Annotated in this window: 15 protein-coding genes; 14 read left to right on the plus strand and 1 reads right to left on the minus strand. The window is 72.2% G+C overall.

The window, feature by feature from the left end:
• Nucleotide 1: 1 nt before the first annotated feature.
• Entirely contained in the window at nucleotides 2–301 is a 300-nt protein-coding gene (gene clpS / locus Athai_RS25195) for an ATP-dependent Clp protease adapter ClpS (protein WP_203963794.1), read from the minus strand.
• 272 nt (nucleotides 302–573) lie between these two features.
• On the opposite strand from clpS, the gene dxs reads away from it, so the two are divergent.
• From dxs to Athai_RS25260, 14 genes are all read left to right on the plus strand, one after another.
• Nucleotides 574–2397 (plus strand): 1-deoxy-D-xylulose-5-phosphate synthase, encoded by a 1824-nt coding sequence (dxs, locus tag Athai_RS25200; RefSeq protein WP_203963795.1) that lies wholly within the window; start codon nucleotides 574–576, stop codon nucleotides 2395–2397.
• A gap of 12 nt (nucleotides 2398–2409) precedes the next feature.
• Nucleotides 2410–3297: a squalene synthase HpnC gene (gene hpnC, locus Athai_RS25205; RefSeq protein ID WP_203963796.1), complete on the plus strand. Its 888-nt coding sequence runs from the start codon at nucleotides 2410–2412 to the stop codon at nucleotides 3295–3297.
• On the plus strand, nucleotides 3294–4304 hold the full coding sequence (locus Athai_RS25210) for a squalene/phytoene synthase family protein (protein WP_203963797.1): 1011 nt from the start codon (nucleotides 3294–3296) through the stop codon (nucleotides 4302–4304). Before hpnC ends, Athai_RS25210 begins: the two co-directional genes overlap by 4 nt.
• The gene (gene hpnE / locus Athai_RS25215; protein WP_203963798.1) at nucleotides 4301–5728 is read left to right on the plus strand and encodes a hydroxysqualene dehydroxylase HpnE; all 1428 of its coding nucleotides are present in this window, start codon (nucleotides 4301–4303) and stop codon (nucleotides 5726–5728) included. Before Athai_RS25210 ends, hpnE begins: the two co-directional genes overlap by 4 nt.
• Before the next feature lie 43 nt (nucleotides 5729–5771).
• Nucleotides 5772–6821, plus strand: coding sequence for a polyprenyl synthetase family protein (locus Athai_RS25220; protein ID WP_203963799.1), 1050 nt, complete (start codon nucleotides 5772–5774; stop codon nucleotides 6819–6821).
• On the plus strand, nucleotides 6818–8752 hold the full coding sequence (gene shc, locus Athai_RS25225; protein ID WP_203963800.1) for a squalene--hopene cyclase: 1935 nt from the start codon (nucleotides 6818–6820) through the stop codon (nucleotides 8750–8752). Before Athai_RS25220 ends, shc begins: the two co-directional genes overlap by 4 nt.
• Nucleotides 8749–9381: a phosphorylase family protein gene (locus Athai_RS25230; RefSeq protein WP_203963801.1), complete on the plus strand. Its 633-nt coding sequence runs from the start codon at nucleotides 8749–8751 to the stop codon at nucleotides 9379–9381. Before shc ends, Athai_RS25230 begins: the two co-directional genes overlap by 4 nt.
• A 1-nt stretch (nucleotide 9382) precedes the next feature.
• Nucleotides 9383–10393 carry an adenosyl-hopene transferase HpnH gene (hpnH, locus tag Athai_RS25235; protein ID WP_203963802.1) on the plus strand — a complete coding sequence of 337 codons (1011 nt, stop codon included), beginning with the start codon at nucleotides 9383–9385 and terminating at the stop codon, nucleotides 10391–10393.
• Between the two features lie 420 nt (nucleotides 10394–10813).
• Complete coding sequence (locus tag Athai_RS25240; protein WP_239157157.1) at nucleotides 10814–12082, plus strand: ABC transporter substrate-binding protein; 1269 nt, start codon at nucleotides 10814–10816, stop codon at nucleotides 12080–12082.
• A gap of 56 nt (nucleotides 12083–12138) precedes the next feature.
• The gene (locus Athai_RS25245) at nucleotides 12139–13101 is read left to right on the plus strand and encodes a carbohydrate ABC transporter permease (RefSeq protein ID WP_420829841.1); all 963 of its coding nucleotides are present in this window, start codon (nucleotides 12139–12141) and stop codon (nucleotides 13099–13101) included.
• Nucleotides 13101–13931 carry a carbohydrate ABC transporter permease gene (locus Athai_RS25250; protein ID WP_203963803.1) on the plus strand — a complete coding sequence of 277 codons (831 nt, stop codon included), beginning with the start codon at nucleotides 13101–13103 and terminating at the stop codon, nucleotides 13929–13931. Before Athai_RS25245 ends, Athai_RS25250 begins: the two co-directional genes overlap by 1 nt.
• 9 nt (nucleotides 13932–13940) lie before the next feature.
• Nucleotides 13941–14660, plus strand: a complete 720-nt coding sequence (locus Athai_RS35480; RefSeq protein WP_476692252.1) for an ABC transporter ATP-binding protein — start codon at nucleotides 13941–13943, stop codon at nucleotides 14658–14660.
• Nucleotides 14657–15106: a P-loop NTPase family protein gene (locus Athai_RS35485; RefSeq protein WP_476692253.1), complete on the plus strand. Its 450-nt coding sequence runs from the start codon at nucleotides 14657–14659 to the stop codon at nucleotides 15104–15106. The genes Athai_RS35480 and Athai_RS35485 overlap by 4 nt, the downstream gene beginning before the upstream one ends.
• A 194-nt stretch (nucleotides 15107–15300) precedes the next feature.
• The gene (locus Athai_RS25260; RefSeq protein WP_203963804.1) at nucleotides 15301–16353 is read left to right on the plus strand and encodes a glycoside hydrolase family 130 protein; all 1053 of its coding nucleotides are present in this window, start codon (nucleotides 15301–15303) and stop codon (nucleotides 16351–16353) included.
• The last annotated feature ends 68 nt before the right edge of the window (nucleotides 16354–16421 follow it).

Raw genomic sequence — 16421 nt, forward strand, 5'->3', positions numbered from 1 at the left:
GTCACTGCTGCTCGACGGTGGCCCACAGCCCGTACGAGTGGAGCCGGCTCGCGTCGAACTCCATCCGCTCCCGGGCGCCGGTGGACACCGTGGCGCGCCCCTTGGTGTGCACGTCCAGCATCAACTTCTCCGCCGTCGGCTTCGGATAACCGAAAAGCTTGACGAACACCCAGGTCACGTACGTCATCATGTTGACCGGGTCGTCCCAGACGACGGTGACCCACGGCCGGTCGACGTCCGGCCGCTCGGCCACCTCGGTCTCCTCGACCGGACGGACCGCGGTCTGGCTGTCGCTGCTCATCGCGCCTCCGCGGCACCGAACCGCCTCGGCGCGGCCCGGTGGCCGCCCTCCGGCGCGACTGGTACCTGCTGCGTGCGTCCCACGCCTCCATGGTGCCACCCGGGCGTTCCGGCACGGACCGACGGGCGGTCGAGGAGGCTGCGCGCGGCCGGGCGGAAACCTCCGCGAAGACAATGATTCCCCAAGATCGATGATATTGGCGGCCGGCACGGGTACATCTGACGGTGAGGCAGTGCACACACCACCGATGCGCCCAACCCGCGGAGGCAGCAATGGCTCTGCTCAAGTCGATCACCGAGCCGGCGGACCTCCGCCGGCTCGCCGCCGCTCAGCTCACCGAGCTGGCCGGCGAGATTCGGGACTTCCTGATCCGCACGGTGTGTGGCACCGGCGGACATCTGGGGCCGAACCTCGGCGTGGTGGAGTTGACCATCGCGCTGCACCGGGTGTTCGGCTCCCCGTTCGACCGGCTGGTGTTCGACACCGGCCACCAGTCCTACGTGCACAAGCTGCTCACCGGCCGCCGTTCCGGGTTCGCCGGCCTGCGCCAGGCGGGCGGGCTGTCCGGCTATCCGAGCCGGACCGAATCGGTGCACGATCTGGTGGAGAACTCGCACGCGTCGACCGCGCTGTCCTACGCCGACGGCCTGGCCAAGGCGTACGCGCTGGACGGCTCGGACCGCCGGGTGGTGGCCGTGATCGGGGACGGCGCGCTGACCGGCGGGCTGGCCTGGGAGGCACTGAACAACCTGGGCGCCTGCGACCGGCCGGTCGTGGTGGTGCTCAACGACAACGGCCGCTCGTACGAACCGACCGTCGGCGGCCTCGCCGGCCAGCTCGCCGCGCTGCGCCGGCGCAGCGGGTACGCGGACGTGCTGGCCCTGCTGGAGGGTGCGCCGGAGCGGTCGGCGGCACCGACGCCGAGCGAGCTGTTCGGCGGGCTCGGGCTGGGATACCTGGGCCCGGTCGACGGGCACGACATCGCCGCGCTGGAGGCGGCGTTCGCCGCCGCCCGGGAGTACGGCCGGCCGGTGGTGGTGCACTGCCTGACCCGCAAGGGGCTCGGGTACCGGCCCGCGGAGACCGACGACGCGGACCGGCTGCACTCGATCGGGGTGCTCGACGCCGCGACCGGTACCCCGGTCAAGTCGGAGCGCACCTGGACGCACGCGTTCTCCGACGAGCTGGTCGCGCTCGGCTCCGAGCGGCCGGACGTGGTCGCCATGTCGGCGGCGATGCTGCGGCCGACCGGACTGCACCCGTTCGCGGTGAAGTTCCCGGACCGGGTGTACGACGTGGGCATCGCCGAGCAACACGCGGTGACCTCCGCGGCGGGGCTGGCGATGGGCGGCAAGCATCCGGTCGTCGCGATCTACGCGACGTTCCTGAACCGCGCCTTCGACCAGGTGCTGATGGACGTCGCGCTGCACCGGCAGCCGGTCACGTTCGTGCTGGACCGGGCCGGTGTGACCGGGCCCGACGGGCCGAGCCACCACGGCATGTGGGACATGGCCGCGCTCGGTGTGGTGCCGGGGCTGCGGCTGGCCGCCCCGCGCGATGCCGGCACCCTGCGCGAGGAGCTGCGCGAGGCGGTCGACGTCACCGACGGGCCGACCGTCCTGCGGTTCCCGAAGGCGTCGCTGTCCGACGACATCCCGGCGCTGCACCGGGTCGGCGGGGTCGACCTGCTGCGCCGGCCGGAGCGGCCGGACATCCTGCTGGTGTCGGTCGGCGTGCTGGCCGGTGCGGCGCTCGCCGCCGCCGACGAGCTGGCCGCGCTCGGCCACCGGGTCACCGTGGTCGATCCGCGCTGGGTCCGGCCGACCCCTCCGGTACTGGCCGATCTCGCCGCCGAACACCGCCTGGTCGTCACCGTCGAGGACGGGGTACGCGACGGCGGCGTCGGCGCGGCGATCGCGACGCTGCTGGCCGACACCGGAGTCGAGGTACCGGTCACCGTCCTCGGCCTGCCGCGCGAGTTCCTGCCGCACGCCGGTCGCGGCGACCTGCTCGGCCGGTGCGGGTTGGATGCGGCCGGCATCGCCGCCGCGACGCTCGACTCGCTCGGCCGCATTCCCACCGCAACGACGGCCTGATCGGTTGACTCGATGAGCACTGCGCACCCCGACGACATCTCGGACGACACCGGATCCGGGCCGGAACGGCTCGCCGTCACGGCCGATCCGACCGAGCAGGCCGGCGCGGAGAACTTCCCGGTCGCGTTGAAGGTGCTGCCCGCCGCGCCGCGCCGGCACCTGATGGCCATCTACGGGTACGCCCGGATGGTCGACGACATCGGCGACGAGTACACCGGTGACCGGATCGCCCGGCTGGACGCGGTGGAACAGGAGCTGCGCGGGCTGTACGCCGGGCGGCCGGCGAAGGAGCAGGTGCTGCGCGAGCTGGCACCGACGATCGAGGCGTGCGGGATTCCGGCCGAGGTGCTGGTCCGGCTGATCGAGGCGAACCGGGTCGATCAGGTCGTGGCGCGGTACGCGACGTTCGACCAGCTGGCCGACTACTGCACGCTGTCCGCGAACCCGGTCGGCGAGCTGGTGCTGTACGTGTTCGGCCGGCACACCCCGACCCGGGTCGCGCTGTCCGACCGGATCTGCACCGCGCTGCAGATCATCGAGCACCTGCAGGACGTCGCGGAGGACCACCGCGCCGGCCGGGTGTACCTGCCGCAGGAGGACCTGGACCGGTTCGGCGTCACCGAGGCCGACCTGGCCGCGCCGCGCGCCAACGCCGCGCTGCGTGACCTGGTGGCGTACCAGGCGGAGCGGGCCGCGGCCTGGCTGTCGGCGGGCGAGCCGCTGCTGTACTCGCTGCACGGGTTCGCGCGCCTCGCGGTCACCGGCTACGCGGCGGGCGGCCGGGCCGCGCTCGCCGCCCTGGCCCGCAGCGGGTACGACCCGCTGCCCGGTCCGCCGAAGGCGAGCAAGGCGATGGTGGTGGGTGCGCTGCTGCGCACCACGTTCGGGAGGCGCGCATGACAGTCATCGAGGCCGCGTACGAACACTGCGAGCAGGTCACCCGCGCCGAGGCGCGGAACTTCTCGTACGGGATCCGGCTGCTGCCGCCCGACCAGCGGCGCGCGCTGTCCGCCGTGTACGCGCTGGCCCGCCGGATCGACGACATCGGCGACGGTGCGGGCAGCGTGGACGAGCGGCTCGCCGGCCTCGCCGCGGTCCGCGCCGACCTGAAGGTGCTGGCCGACCCGGACGCCGAACCGAACGACCCGGTGCTGTACGCGATGACCGACGCTGCCCGCCGGTTCCCGATCCCGCTGTCCTGCTTCGACGAGCTGGTCGACGGCTGCGAGGCGGACGTGCGGGGCACCAGCTACCGCACGCTGGCCGAGCTGGTCGGCTACTGCCGCCAGGTGGCCGGGTCGGTGGGCCGGCTGTCGCTCGGTGTCTTCCTCGGAGAGGGTGGCACCGGAACGCCGGCCGCGACCGGCGGTTCGTACCGGGCCACGGTCGGACCGCCGCTGCCGATCGAGCGGATGCTCGACCTGGCGCCGGAGCCGGCCAGCGCGGACACGCTCACCGATGCCGAACTGGCCGACGTGCTCGGCGTCGCGCTGCAGCTCACCAACATCCTGCGCGACGTGCTGGAGGACCGCCGCAACGACCGGATCTACCTGCCCAAGCAGGATCTGCAACGGTTCGGGGTCCGGCTCCGGCTCGCCGACTCCGAGCGCGACGGCGTCGGCTTCGACGACGAGCGGGCCGCGCTGGCCGGGCTGATCCGGTTCGAGGCGGCGCGCGCCGGCCGCTGGTACACCGTCGGGCTGCAACTGCTCCCCCGGCTGGATCACCGCTCGGCGGCCTGCACCGGCGCCATGGCCGGGATCTACCACGCGCTGCTGCGCCGGATCTGGCGCGACCCGCTCGCCGTCACCCGCGGCCGGATGTCGCTGCCGGCCCGGCAGAAGGCGCTCGTCGCGGGCCGCGCACTGGTGCCGCGCCGGCGGCGCGGTACCGCGGGGGTGTCGTGACCGCGAACCGGTACGACGTCGCGGTGGTCGGCGGTGGCCTCGCCGGCATCGCCGCCGCGGTCCGGCTCGCCGATGCCGGCGCCGCCGTCACGCTGCTGGAGGGACGGCCCCGGCTCGGTGGCGCCACCTACTCCTTCCACCGCGGTGAGCTGACCGTGGACACCGGGCAGCACGTGTTCCTGCGCTGCTACACCGACTACCTGGCGCTGCTGCGGCGGCTGGGCAGCGCCGGCTCGGTCGAGCTGCAGGACCGGTTCGACGTGCCGGTCCTCGCGCCGGGCCGGCCGGTGCACCGGCTGCGCCGTACCCGCGGGCTGCCGGCGCCGCTGCACCTGCTGCCGGCGCTGCTCGGGTACGCGCCGCTGACGGTGCCCGAGCGGCTCGGCGCGCTGCACGCCGCCGCGGCGCTGCGGTTCGTGGACCCGGACTCGCCGGCCACCGACGCGCGCAGCCTCGGCGAGTTCTTCGCCGCCCGGCACCAGTCGCCGGACACGGTGCGGCGGCTGTGGGAGCTCGTCGCGGTGTCCGCGCTGAACGTGCCGCCGGGCGAGGCGTCGCTGGCGCTCGCCGCCCGGGTGTTCCGCACCGGGCTGCTGGAGTCGGCGCGGGCCGGCGACATCGGCCGCCCGCGGGTCGGGCTGTCCGCGCTGCACGCCGAGCCGGCGGTTCGGGTGCTCGGGGAGCGGGGCGCGAGCGTCCGGACCCGCTGCAAGGTCTCCCGGATCACCCGGTCCGGCGCCGGGTTCACGCTGTCCACCCCGGACGGCGAGGTGGCCGCCCGGACGGTGGTACTGGCGGTGCCGCACCCGGCCGCCGCCCGGCTGGTGCCGCCGGGCGCGGTCGAGGCACCGGAGCGTTGGGCGGCGCTGTCGGCCACCGCGATCGTCAACGTGCACCTGCGCTACGACCGGACCGTCACCGAGCACGGCTTCGCCGCCGCGGTCGACTCGCCGGTGCAGTGGTTCTTCGACCGGACCCGGGAGTCCGGCCTGCGTTCCGGGCAGTACCTGGCGGTGTCGCTGTCCGCCGCCGACGCGCTGCTCGGCCGGCCGGCGGCCGAGCTGATCGCCGAGCAGCGCGACGCGCTCGCGGCGCTGCTGCCGGCCGCCCGCGGCGCGGAGCTGACCGAGGCGTTCGTGACCCGCGAGCCGCGCGCGACGTTTCGCCAGGCGCCGGGAACGCGCGCGCTGCGGCCACCGACCCGTACCGCCCTGCCGGGCCTGGCGCTGGCCGGCGCCTGGGTGGGTACCGGCTGGCCGGACACGATGGAGGGCGCGGTCCGCAGCGGCAACGCCGCGGCGGACGCGATCGCGGAACATCTCGGCGAGGCACCCGAATCCACAGTGCACAGACCCGGCGCCGCGGAGCCGGCCACCGCACCGTCGAACCTGGATCCCCGTCTCACCTCGGAGGCAGCATCATGAGCACACCCCGGGACCGCCCGGCGGTCACCCCGGAGCCGGCACGATGACGGCGACCATACCCGAGACACTCGGTACCCTGCGGGCGCTGGTCGAGCCGTCGATCCGGGGCGCGATCGACCGGCTGGATCCGCACTGCCGCCTGGTGTCCGGCTACCACCTGGGCTTCTGGGAGGTCGACGGGACGCCCACCGACGGCGGCGGCAAGGGGATGCGCGCGGCGTTCACGCTGCTCGGCGCGCGGGCGGCCGGCGCCCGACCGGACCGCGCGGTGCCCGCCGCCGCGGCCGTCGAGCTGGTGCACAACTACTCGCTGCTGCACGACGACGTGATGGACCGGGACGTCGAGCGGCGGCACCGGCCGTCGGCCTGGGCGGCGTACGGCGAGGCGGACGCGATCCTCGCCGGGGACGCGCTGCTGGGCCTGGCGTTCGAGCTGCTCGCCGAGGCGGCCGAGCCGACCGCGACCTGGGCGCTGCGTACCCTGTCGGTGACGGTCCGGCGGCTGGTCGCCGGGCAGACCGCCGACCTGGGCTTCGAGGGCCGCGACGACGTCACGCTCGACGAGTGCCTGGAGATGGTGCGCGGCAAGACCGCGGCGCTGTTCGCCTGTTCCTGCTCGATCGGCGCGATGCTCTGTGACGCACCGGCCGAGACCACCCTGCGGCTCGCCCGGTACGGCGAGCACCTCGGCGTCGCGTTCCAGCTGGTCGACGACCTGCTCGGGATCTGGGGCACGCCGGCGGTGACCGGCAAGCCGGTGCTGCACGACCTGCAGTCGCGCAAGAAGTCGATCCCGGTGGTGTACGCGCTGGGGTCCGGGGTGGCCGCGGCCGACCGGCTGCGCGAGCTGTACCTCGCGCCCGGCGAGCTGACCGGCGACCAGCTCGCCGAGGCCGCGACGCTGGTGGAGCGGGCCGGCGGCCGGGCGTGGACCGAACACGAGGCAGGCCGCCAGCTCGACCTCGCGCTGGCCCAACTCGACGAGATCGACCAGCTCGCCGGCACCGCCGAGGCGGCAGCCGCACCGCTGCCGGCCGACGTGCGGGCCGAGCTGATCGACCTCGCGCACTTCGTCACGGGACGGGATCGATGACGGTACAGGCTGAGTCCACTTTGGACGCTGCCGGCGCGGCGTTGGACCGTGCGGTGGCGTGGCTGCGCGACCACCAGACCGCGGACGGCTGGTGGAAGGGCAACATGGAGACCAACGTGACCATGGATGCCGAGGACCTGCTGATGCGCCAGTTCCTCGGCATCCGGACCGCGGAGCAGACCGTGGCCTCGGCCCGCTGGATCCGCTCCAAGCAGCGCGACGACGGCACCTGGGCCACCTTCCACGGCGGCCCGGCCGACCTGTCCACCACGGTCGAGGCGTACCTGGCGCTCAAGCTCGCGGGCGACGACGTCGACGCCCCGCACATGGCCGCCGCCCGGCGGTACGTGCTCGCCCACGGTGGTCTCGAATCGACCCGGGTGTTCACCCGGATCTGGCTGGCGCTGTTCGGCGAGTGGCCGTGGCGGCTGGTCCCGGTGATCCCACCGGAGATCGTGTTCCTGCCGCCGTCCGCGCCGCTGTCGCTGTACAGCTTCGGTTGCTGGGCCCGGCAGACCGTGGTGCCGATCGCGGTGCTGCGCGCGCTGCGGCCGACCCGCCGCCTCGGCGTCTCGCTGGCCGAGCTGCGCGCCGGCTCCCCGCCGCCCACGCCGCCCCGGGCGCTGTCCGTACCGGGGCTGTTCCACCTGCTCGACCGCCAGGTCCTGGTGCCCTACGAGCGGCACCCGGTGCGGCCGCTGCGCGAACTGGCGTTGGCCCGCTGTGCGGAGTGGATGATCGCCCGGCAGGAGGCCGACGGTGGCTGGGGCGGCATCCAGCCACCCTGGGCGTACGGGCTGATGGCGCTCGACGCGCTCGGCTACCCGCTGGACCATCCGGTGCAGCGGGCGGCGCTCGCCGGGCTGGACGGTTTCACCGTGCACGAGGATTCCCCGGCCGGGCCGGTCCGCTGGATGGAGGCGTGCCAGTCCCCGGTCTGGGACACCTGCCTCGCGGTCACCGCGCTCGCCGACGCCGGCGTACCGGCGGACGATCCGGCACTGACCCGGGCCGGCCGCTGGCTGGTCGGTGAGGAGATCCGGCGCACCGGCGACTGGTCGGTGCGCCGGCCGGGGCTCCCGCCGAGCGGCTGGGCGTTCGAGTTCGCCAACGACGGCTACCCGGACACCGACGACACCGCCGAGGTGATCCTCGCGCTGCGCCGGATCCGGTCCGGGGCGGCGGACACCCGGGAGCGCCGGGCCACCATCGGCCGGGCGGTCCGGTGGCTCGCCGGGATGCAGTCCGCGGACGGCGGCTGGGGCGCGTTCGACGCCGACAACACCTCCAGCATTCCGGCGCAGATCCCGTTCGCCGACTTCGGTGCGATGACCGACCCGCCGTCCGCGGACGTCACCGCGCACGTGGTGGAGTGCCTGTGCGCCGAGGGGATGGCGAACGATCCGGTGGTCCGGCGCGGCGTCGACTGGCTGCTGCGCAACCAGGAGGACGACGGCTCGTGGTACGGCCGGTGGGGCGCGAACCACGTGTACGGCACCGGCGCGGTACTGCCCGCGCTGATCGCGGCCGGCCGCACACCCGACGATCCGCGGATCCGGCGCGCGGTGCGGTGGCTGTCGGCGCACCAGAACCCGGACGGCGGCTGGGGTGAGGACCTGCGGTCCTACCGCGACGACGCCTGGCGCGGGCGCGGCGAGTCGACGCCCTCGCAGACCGCGTGGGCGCTGCTCGCGCTGGACGCCGCGGCTGCCGGCGGCAGCGCGGAGGCCCGCCGCGGCGCCGGGTACCTGGCGCAGACGCAGAACCCGGACGGCTCCTGGGACGAGGAGTTCTTCACCGGCACCGGCTTCCCGGGCGACTTCTACCTCAGCTACAAGCTGTACCGGATGGTGTTCCCGGTCAGCGCGCTCGGCCGGATCCTCGGCCGGGTCACGCCGGCTCCCGACGACGAGGCCCGGGCGGTCCGATGACCGTACTGCTCGCCCCGATGCGCGCCGAGGCCCGCGCCCTGCGCCGGGGCGGCGCGACGGGCACCGGTGCGCCCACGCGGGGCGTACCGGTACTGCACGCCGGCGTCGGTCCGCTACGGGCGGCGCGCGCCGCGGCCCGGCTCGCCGGCCGCGGGGTGTGCGTCGCCGGGGTCGGCGGCGGGCTCGTCGCATCGCTGCACACCGGCGACGTGGTGGTCGCCGAGGAGGTGCGCGGGCCGGGCCCGGACGACGTCCCGGTACGGCTCCGCGGCGCGACGGAGCTCGCCGCGCTGCTGCGCGCCGCCGGTCACCCCGTCCACATCGGGCCGGTCGGGAGCCGGCCGGGGATCGTGGCCGGCGCCGCACGCGACCGGCTGGCCGGTACCGGGGCGCTCGCTGTCGACACCGAGTCGTACTGGCTGCTGTCCGGCCCGGCCCGGCCGGTGGGGTGCCTGCGGGTGGTCGCCGACTGCGCGCCGGGGCCGGTGTTCGGCCCGGCCACCCTGTGGCATCTGGGGGTCGCACTGCGCCGGCTGCGGGCGCTGGCCGGCGTGCTCACCGCCTGGGCCGCAACGGCGGACCCGGCACCGCGGAACGAATCACACCAACCCCTCAAGGAGGCGCGCTGACATGGGTGTACCACTGCGCCAGGCGGTCAAGGTCGGTGCCTACGTGCTGAAGAACAAGCTCGCCGGCCGGACCAAGTTCCCGCTCGTACTGGAGCTGGAGCCGCTGTTCGCCTGCAACCTGGCGTGCGCCGGCTGCGGGAAGATCCAGGAACCGCACGACATGCTCAAGCGGCGGATGCCGGTGGAGCAGGCGATCGCCGCGGTCGAGGAGTGCGGTACGCCGGCCATCTCCATCGCGGGCGGCGAGCCGCTGATGCACCCGCAGATCGACGTGATGGTCAACGAGCTGGTCAAGCGCAAGAAGTTCGTCATCCTGTGCACCAACGCGGTGCTGCTGCGCAAGCGGTTCGACAAGTTCGACTTCCGGCCCTCGCCGTACTTCCAGTTCGCGGTGCACATCGACGGGCTGCGCGAGCGGCACGACGAGTCGGTGAGCAAGGAAGGGGTGTTCGACGAGGCGATCGAGGCGATCAGGTTCCTGCAGGCCAAGGGTTTCCGGGTGACGACGAACTCGACGTTCTTCAACACCGACACCCCGCAGACCATCATCGACGTGCTGAACTTCCTCAACGACGAGGTCAAGGTCGACGACATGATGATCTCGCCGGCCTACGCGTACGAGAAGGCGCCGGACCAGGACCACTTCCTCGGCGTGACCGAGACCCGGGAACTGTTCGCCAAGGCCTTCGCGAACGGCAACCGGAAGAAGTGGCGGTTGTCCCACTCGCCGCTGTTCCTGGACTTCCTGGAGGGCAAGCGGGACTTCGACTGCACCGCCTGGGGCATCCCGTCGTACTCGTTGAAGGGGTGGCAGCGGCCCTGCTACCTGATGGGCGACAGCTACGCGAAGAGCTACCGGGAGCTGGTCGAGGACACCGACTGGGACCAGTACGGGCGGGGCAGGGACCCCCGCTGCAACAACTGCATGGCGCACTGCGGGTACGAGCCGAGCGCGGTGCTGGCCACGATGGGCTCGCTGCGGGACGGCCTGCGCGCGATGCGCGAGGTCTGACCGGTGGCGGTGCCGGCCCACCGGCCGGTACCGCCGCCCGGCCGCTTCGGCTGGGACTACGGTGGTTTCGTACCCGTGGCGCCGTACCGACTGATGCGAAGCGCTTTGTCCTTCGCGGAACCTGCCCTGCCACACAGCGGTTCGCGAGGGCCGGCCACGGCCGCATCCACGCGTTGGGCGGAAACGGCAGCGCCCTACCCGAGCCGGAATTAGATTACTGAGTGTCGCATCTTGGCGACGCTCACGCGCTCGTACCGCGAGTGCGGCGACCCCAGAACGGGGCGGGCACGCGCTACCCGGCCCGGATTGCCGGAAGGAGAGCGGATCGTGCGGCCAGAAACCAACGGCTTGGCACGCGGCAGTGGCCTGCCGGGCCATCGCCCACCAGGTCGTCACCCGCGGCTGCGCACAGCACTGGCGGTGGGAGCGGCGGCCATCATGGCCGGCACGCTGCTGTCCGCCTGTGGATCGGGATCGACAGGCACCCCGGTCCTGAACCTGTATGCGTACCCGCAGCAGCACCGAGCAGACCTCGTCAAGCGCTGCAACCAGCAGGCGCACGGCAAGTACCGGATCGACCTGAACCTGCTGCCGCGTACCGCGGACCAGCAGCGAGAGCAGCTGGTGCGCCGGCTCGCCGCCGGTGACCACGGGATGGACATCCTCGGCGTCGACGTCACCTGGACCGCCGAGCTGGCGAAGGCGGGCTGGATCCTCCCGTGGACCGGCAGCAACCGGCAGCAGGTGGAGCACGGCACGTTGCCGGCGCCGCTGTCCACCGCCACCATCAACGGCCAGCTGTACGGGGCGCCGAACAACACCAACGTGCAGCTGCTCTGGTACCGCTCCGACCTGATGCCGAAGCCGCCGTCGACCTACCAGGGGCTGATCGACGAGGCCACCCGGCTGAAGAAGGCCGGCAAACCGCACTACGTCGAGGTCACCGGCGCCCAGTACGAGGGCCTGGTGGTGTGGTTCAACAGCGTGCTCGCCGCGGCCGGCGGCTCGATCCTGAACAAGGCCGGCACCCAGGTGTCGCTGGGCAAGCCGGCGGTGACGGCGCTGTCCACGATGCACAAGTTCGCCAACTCGGCGGCGGCCGACCCGTCGCTGTCCAACACCCAGGAGGACCCGGCACGGCTGGCCGTCGAGGGTGGCACCGCCGCGGCAGAGATCAACTGGCCGTACGTGTACGCGTCGATGGCCGCCGACAAGCCGGCGATGCTGAAGAACTTCAAGTGGGCGCCCATTCCCGGCATCACCGGTACCGGCAAGGCCACCATCGGCGGCGAGAACCTCGCCGTGAGCAAGTACTCCGACCACCCGGACCTGGCCTTCACCGCCGCGCTGTGCCTGCGCGATGCGGCGAACCAGAAGTACGGCGCGATCCTGGACGGGGTGCCGCCGACCATCGAGTCGGTCTACCACGACACCAGGCCACTGGATCCGAGCAAGAAGGCCGACGCGAAGACCAACCCGAGCATGGTCACCGCCTACCCGATGCGGCAGGCGATCCTGGACGAGCTGCACACCGCGGTGTCCCGGCCGGTGACGGCCACCTACCAGAACGTCTCGACGGTCACCTCGACGCTGCTGTCGCCGCCGCAGGCGATCCAACCGGTGCCCACCGAGCGCGAACTGCGATCGCAGATCGACAAGGCACTCCAGTCCAAGGGGGTTCTGCCGTGACCGAGGACGGCGAGACGCGACCGCCCCGCGAGGAGACCGGGACGGCCGGAGCCGGCATCCCCGAACCGGCCGCCGGGACCGTCGCGGCGGCCGGCGGCGCCGAGCCGGCGGCCCGCGGCGCGCACCGGGCGGCACTCAGCGAGGGCAGGCGCTCCGAACGGCGGCTCGGCTGGCTGCTGTGCCTGCCGGCCGCGGTGGTGATGGTCGTGGTGACCATCTACCCGATCGTCTACGCGCTGCTGCTGTCGTTCCAGCGGGCCGACCTGCGGTTCCCGAGCGACAACAAGTGGATCGGGCTGACCAACTACGTCACCGTGCTGACCAACTCGTTCTGGTGGCACGCGTTCGCGATCACCATGATCGTGACCGTCGTCAGCGTCGCGGTCGAGCTCGTCCTCGGCATGGCGCTGGCGATGATCATGCACCGGACGCTGCTCGGCCGCGGGCTGGTGCGCACCCTGGCGCTCATCCCGTACGGCATCGTCACGGTCGTCGCCGCCTACGGCTGGCGGTACGCGTGGACGCCCGGCTACGGCTACCTGGCGAACGTGCTGGCCCACAACTCGGCGCCGCTGACCCAGCAGGCGCCGGCGGTCGGCATCATCATCCTCGCCGAGATCTGGAAGACGACGCCGTTCATGGCGCTGCTGCTGATGGCCGGTCTCGCCATCGTGCCGGACGACCTGCAGCGCGCCGCGTCGATGGACGGTGCCACCACCTGGCAGCGGTTCACCCAGGTGACGCTGCCGCTGATGAAGCCGGCGATCCTGGTGGCGCTGCTGTTCCGCACCCTGGACGCGGTACGCATCTACGACAACATCTACGTGCTGACCAACGGTGCGCAGGGCACGAGTTCGCTGTCGATCCTGACGTACCACAACCTGATCGGCGGGCTGAACCTCGGCATCGGCTCCACGATGTCGATCCTGATGTTCATCGCCGTCGCGATCATCGCGTTCATCTTCATCAAGGGGTTCGGCACGGCCGCGCCCGGCTCCGACGCCACGGGGAGGCGCTGATGGCCACCACCACCCGGCAGCGCACCGGCTGGACCATCGCGAACGTCGTCGTGGCGATCTACGCGTTGATCCCGGTGCTGTGGTTGCTGTCGTTGTCGCTGAAGGACAAGAGCACGTTCACCGACGGGCACTTCATCCCGCGCAAGTGGACGTTCGAGAACTACATCAACATCTTCAAGGTCGGCAGCTTCGGCCGGCCGCTGATCAACTCGATCGGTATCGCCGTCATCTCCACCCTGATCGCGATCGTGTTCGGCACCTTCGCCGCGTACGCGATCGCCCGGCTGCAGTTCCCCGGCAAGCGGCTGATGCTCGGCGCGTCGCTGCTGATCGCGATGTTCCCGCAGGTGTCGCTGGTGACCCCGATGTTCCAGATCGAGCGGCAGATCGGCCTGTTCAACACCTGGCCGGGCCTGATCCTGCCGTACATCACGTTCGCGCTGCCGCTGACGATCTACACGTTGTCGGCGTTCCTGCGGGAGATCCCGTGGGAGCTGGAGAAGGCGGCGAAGATGGACGGGGCGACCCCGTTCCAGGCGTTCCGGCAGGTGATCGTGCCGCTCGCGATGCCGGGCGTGATCACCACCGCGATCCTCGCGTTCATCATGTGCTGGAACGACTTCGTCTTCGCCATCTCGCTGACCTCGTCGAACACGGCGCGCACGGCACCGGCGGCGATCTCGTTCTTCACCGGCGCCTCGCAGTTCGAGGACCCGGTGGGTTCGATCATGGCGGCCGCGGTGGTGATCACGATCCCGATCATCATCTTCGTACTGATCTTCCAGCGTCGGATCGTCTCCGGGCTCACGTCCGGTGCCGTGAAGGGATGAGTGTCAACAGTGGCTGAGATCGTCCTCGATGAGGTGACCAAGCGCTATCCGGACGGCACCCTCGCCGTCGACAAGTTCGGCCTGGACATCGCCGACCACGAGTTCATCATCCTGGTCGGCCCGTCCGGCTGCGGCAAGACCACCACCCTGAACATGATCGCCGGCCTGGAGGACATCTCCGACGGCGAACTGCGCATCGACGGCAAGCGGGTCAACGAGGTCGCGCCCCGGGACCGGGACATCGCCATGGTGTTCCAGTCCTACGCGCTGTACCCGCACATGACGGTGCGGGAGAACATCGGCTTCCCGCTGAAGCTCGCCAAAGTGGACAAGGAGACCGCGAAGAAGCAGATCGAGGAGGCCGCGGCGATCCTCGATCTCACCCCGCACCTGGACCGCAAGCCCGGCGCGCTGTCCGGTGGCCAGCGGCAGCGGGTGGCGATGGGCCGGGCGATCGTCCGCAGCCCCAAGGCGTTCCTGATGGACGAACCGCTGTCCAACCTGGACGCCAAGCTGCGGGTGCAGATGCGCACCTCGATCTCCCGGATCCAGAAGCGCCTCGGCACCACCACCGTGTACGTGACGCACGACCAGACCGAGGCGATGACCCTCGGCGACCGGATCGTGCTGATGCGCGCGGGACTGATCCAGCAGGTGGGCTCCCCCAGGAGCTGTACGAGAAGCCCGTCAACCTGTTCGTCGCCGGCTTCATCGGCTCCCCGTCGATGAACTTCGTGCCGGGCACCATCGCCGACGACGCGATCGACACGGTGCTCGGCCGGATCCCGCTCTCCGACCGGATCCGTACCGCGATGAACACCCACGAGGTGCCCCGCGAGGTGATCGTCGGCGTCCGGCCGGAGGCGTTCGAGGACGCCGCGCTGGTGGACGCCAGCCGCGGCAGCGGCGTCACGTTCACCGCGCCGGTGGACATCCTGGAGTCGATGGGCTCGGTGAAGTACGCGTACTTCTCGCTGGAGAACGCGCGCGTCGACTCCGAGCATCTGGCCGAGATCGAGCGCGACACCGGCGGCGAGGAGATCGGCGAGGCGCAGATCGTCACCGAGCTGGACGCGCGGTCCCGGGTTCGGGAGGGGCAGAACCTGGAGGTCTGGTTCGATCCGGACTCGATCGACGTGTTCGAGCCGCACTCCGGCGCCAACCTCACCGCGTAGCAGCAGCCCTCGGCCGGCCGGGCCGCGGCGCACCCGCCGCGGCCCGGCCGCCGCCTTGTGGTGCTTCTGCGGCGATTGACACGAAGGCCCGATCACCGCTAGACAGGGTGCGTTGGGCGATGACAACGATGTCATCTGGCGTCACCACCACCGACCGGGCCGAGGTCGACCGGCCCCGGCCCAAGGAGGCACCGATGAACCCACCCGGAGCGGCCCGGATCGGCCGCCGGCAGGTACTCGCGACCGGCGGCGCCGCGGCGCTGGCCGGGCTGGCCGCCAGCACCCCGGCCGCCGCCGACCCGGCAGGCACCCACCCGCACGGTCACCCGCACGACACGTTCCCGCTCGGCCCGTTCACCAAGTACTCGGGGAACCCGATCCTGACCCCGGATCCCGGCCACGACTGGGAGTCGGCTTGGCTGTTCAACCCGTGCGCCATCGTCGTCGACGGCCACGTCGCCCTGCTCTACCGCGCCCAGAACGCCGCCAAGACCTCCAGCATCGGCCTCGCCACCAGCACCGACGGCTTCCACTTCGAACGCCGGCCGGAACCGGTCCTGGCGCCGACCGAACCGTACGAGACACCCGGCGGCTGCGAGGACCCGCGCGTCGTGCGCATCGACGGCACCTACTACCTGACCTACACCGGCTACGACGGGAGGCACGCGCTGCTGTGCCTCGCCACCTCCACCGACCTGGTGCACTGGACCAAGCACGGACCGCTCTTCCCGAACCTGCCGGACCCGGGGCACACCGGCCGCAACCCGTGGAACAAGTCCGGAGCCATCCTCACCACCCCGATCGGCGGGTACCACTGGATGTACTTCGGCGAGTCGAACGTGTTCTGGGCACGCTCGAAGGACCTGCTGCACTGGGAGACACCCGGTAACGACGACCCGGTCGCGACCCCGGCGTTCGCCTGGGAACGCGGGCTGATGGAGCCCGGACCGCCGCCGGTCGTCACCGCCGACGGCAAGATCCTGCTGGTCTACAACGGCCGGGCGAACGGCAGCGGCGGCTGGACCAACGGCCAGTACTCCACCGGACAGCTGCTGATCGACCCGGCCGACCCGACCAAGGCGATCGCCCGGCTGGAGCGCCCGTGCCTGGTCCCGACCGCCGACGACGAGCAGAACGGGCAGGTCAACCACGTCGTGTTCAGCGAGGGGCTGGTGCGCTTCCACGGCCGGCGGTTCCTCTACTTCGGGATGGCCGACTCGGTACTCGGCGTCGCCACCGCGCCCTGACCGGCACCACCGCACCGCCCGGTGCGGGGTGTCGGCCGCTGCACCGCACGGTGCGGCGGTGCCGGCCG

Origin of the sequence: Actinocatenispora thailandica (genome assembly GCF_016865425.1) — a bacterium.
Lineage (GTDB): Bacteria > Actinomycetota > Actinomycetes > Mycobacteriales > Micromonosporaceae > Actinocatenispora > Actinocatenispora thailandica.

Excerpts from the sequence above, each read along its gene's own strand:
- clpS (WP_203963794.1), bottom strand. The coding sequence starts at position 301 with ATGAGCAGCGACAGCCAGACCGCGGTCCGTCCGGTCGAGGAGACCGAG.
- dxs (WP_203963795.1), top strand. The coding sequence starts at position 574 with ATGGCTCTGCTCAAGTCGATCACCGAGCCGGCGGACCTCCGCCGGCTC.
- hpnC (WP_203963796.1), top strand. The coding sequence starts at position 2,410 with ATGAGCACTGCGCACCCCGACGACATCTCGGACGACACCGGATCCGGG.
- Athai_RS25210 (WP_203963797.1), top strand. The coding sequence starts at position 3,294 with ATGACAGTCATCGAGGCCGCGTACGAACACTGCGAGCAGGTCACCCGC.
- Athai_RS25220 (WP_203963799.1), top strand. The coding sequence starts at position 5,772 with ATGACGGCGACCATACCCGAGACACTCGGTACCCTGCGGGCGCTGGTC.
- shc (WP_203963800.1), top strand. The coding sequence starts at position 6,818 with ATGACGGTACAGGCTGAGTCCACTTTGGACGCTGCCGGCGCGGCGTTG.
- Athai_RS25230 (WP_203963801.1), top strand. The coding sequence starts at position 8,749 with ATGACCGTACTGCTCGCCCCGATGCGCGCCGAGGCCCGCGCCCTGCGC.
- hpnH (WP_203963802.1), top strand. The coding sequence starts at position 9,383 with ATGGGTGTACCACTGCGCCAGGCGGTCAAGGTCGGTGCCTACGTGCTG.
- Athai_RS25250 (WP_203963803.1), top strand. The coding sequence starts at position 13,101 with ATGGCCACCACCACCCGGCAGCGCACCGGCTGGACCATCGCGAACGTC.
- Athai_RS35485 (WP_476692253.1), top strand. The coding sequence starts at position 14,657 with ATGAACTTCGTGCCGGGCACCATCGCCGACGACGCGATCGACACGGTG.
- Athai_RS25260 (WP_203963804.1), top strand. The coding sequence starts at position 15,301 with ATGAACCCACCCGGAGCGGCCCGGATCGGCCGCCGGCAGGTACTCGCG.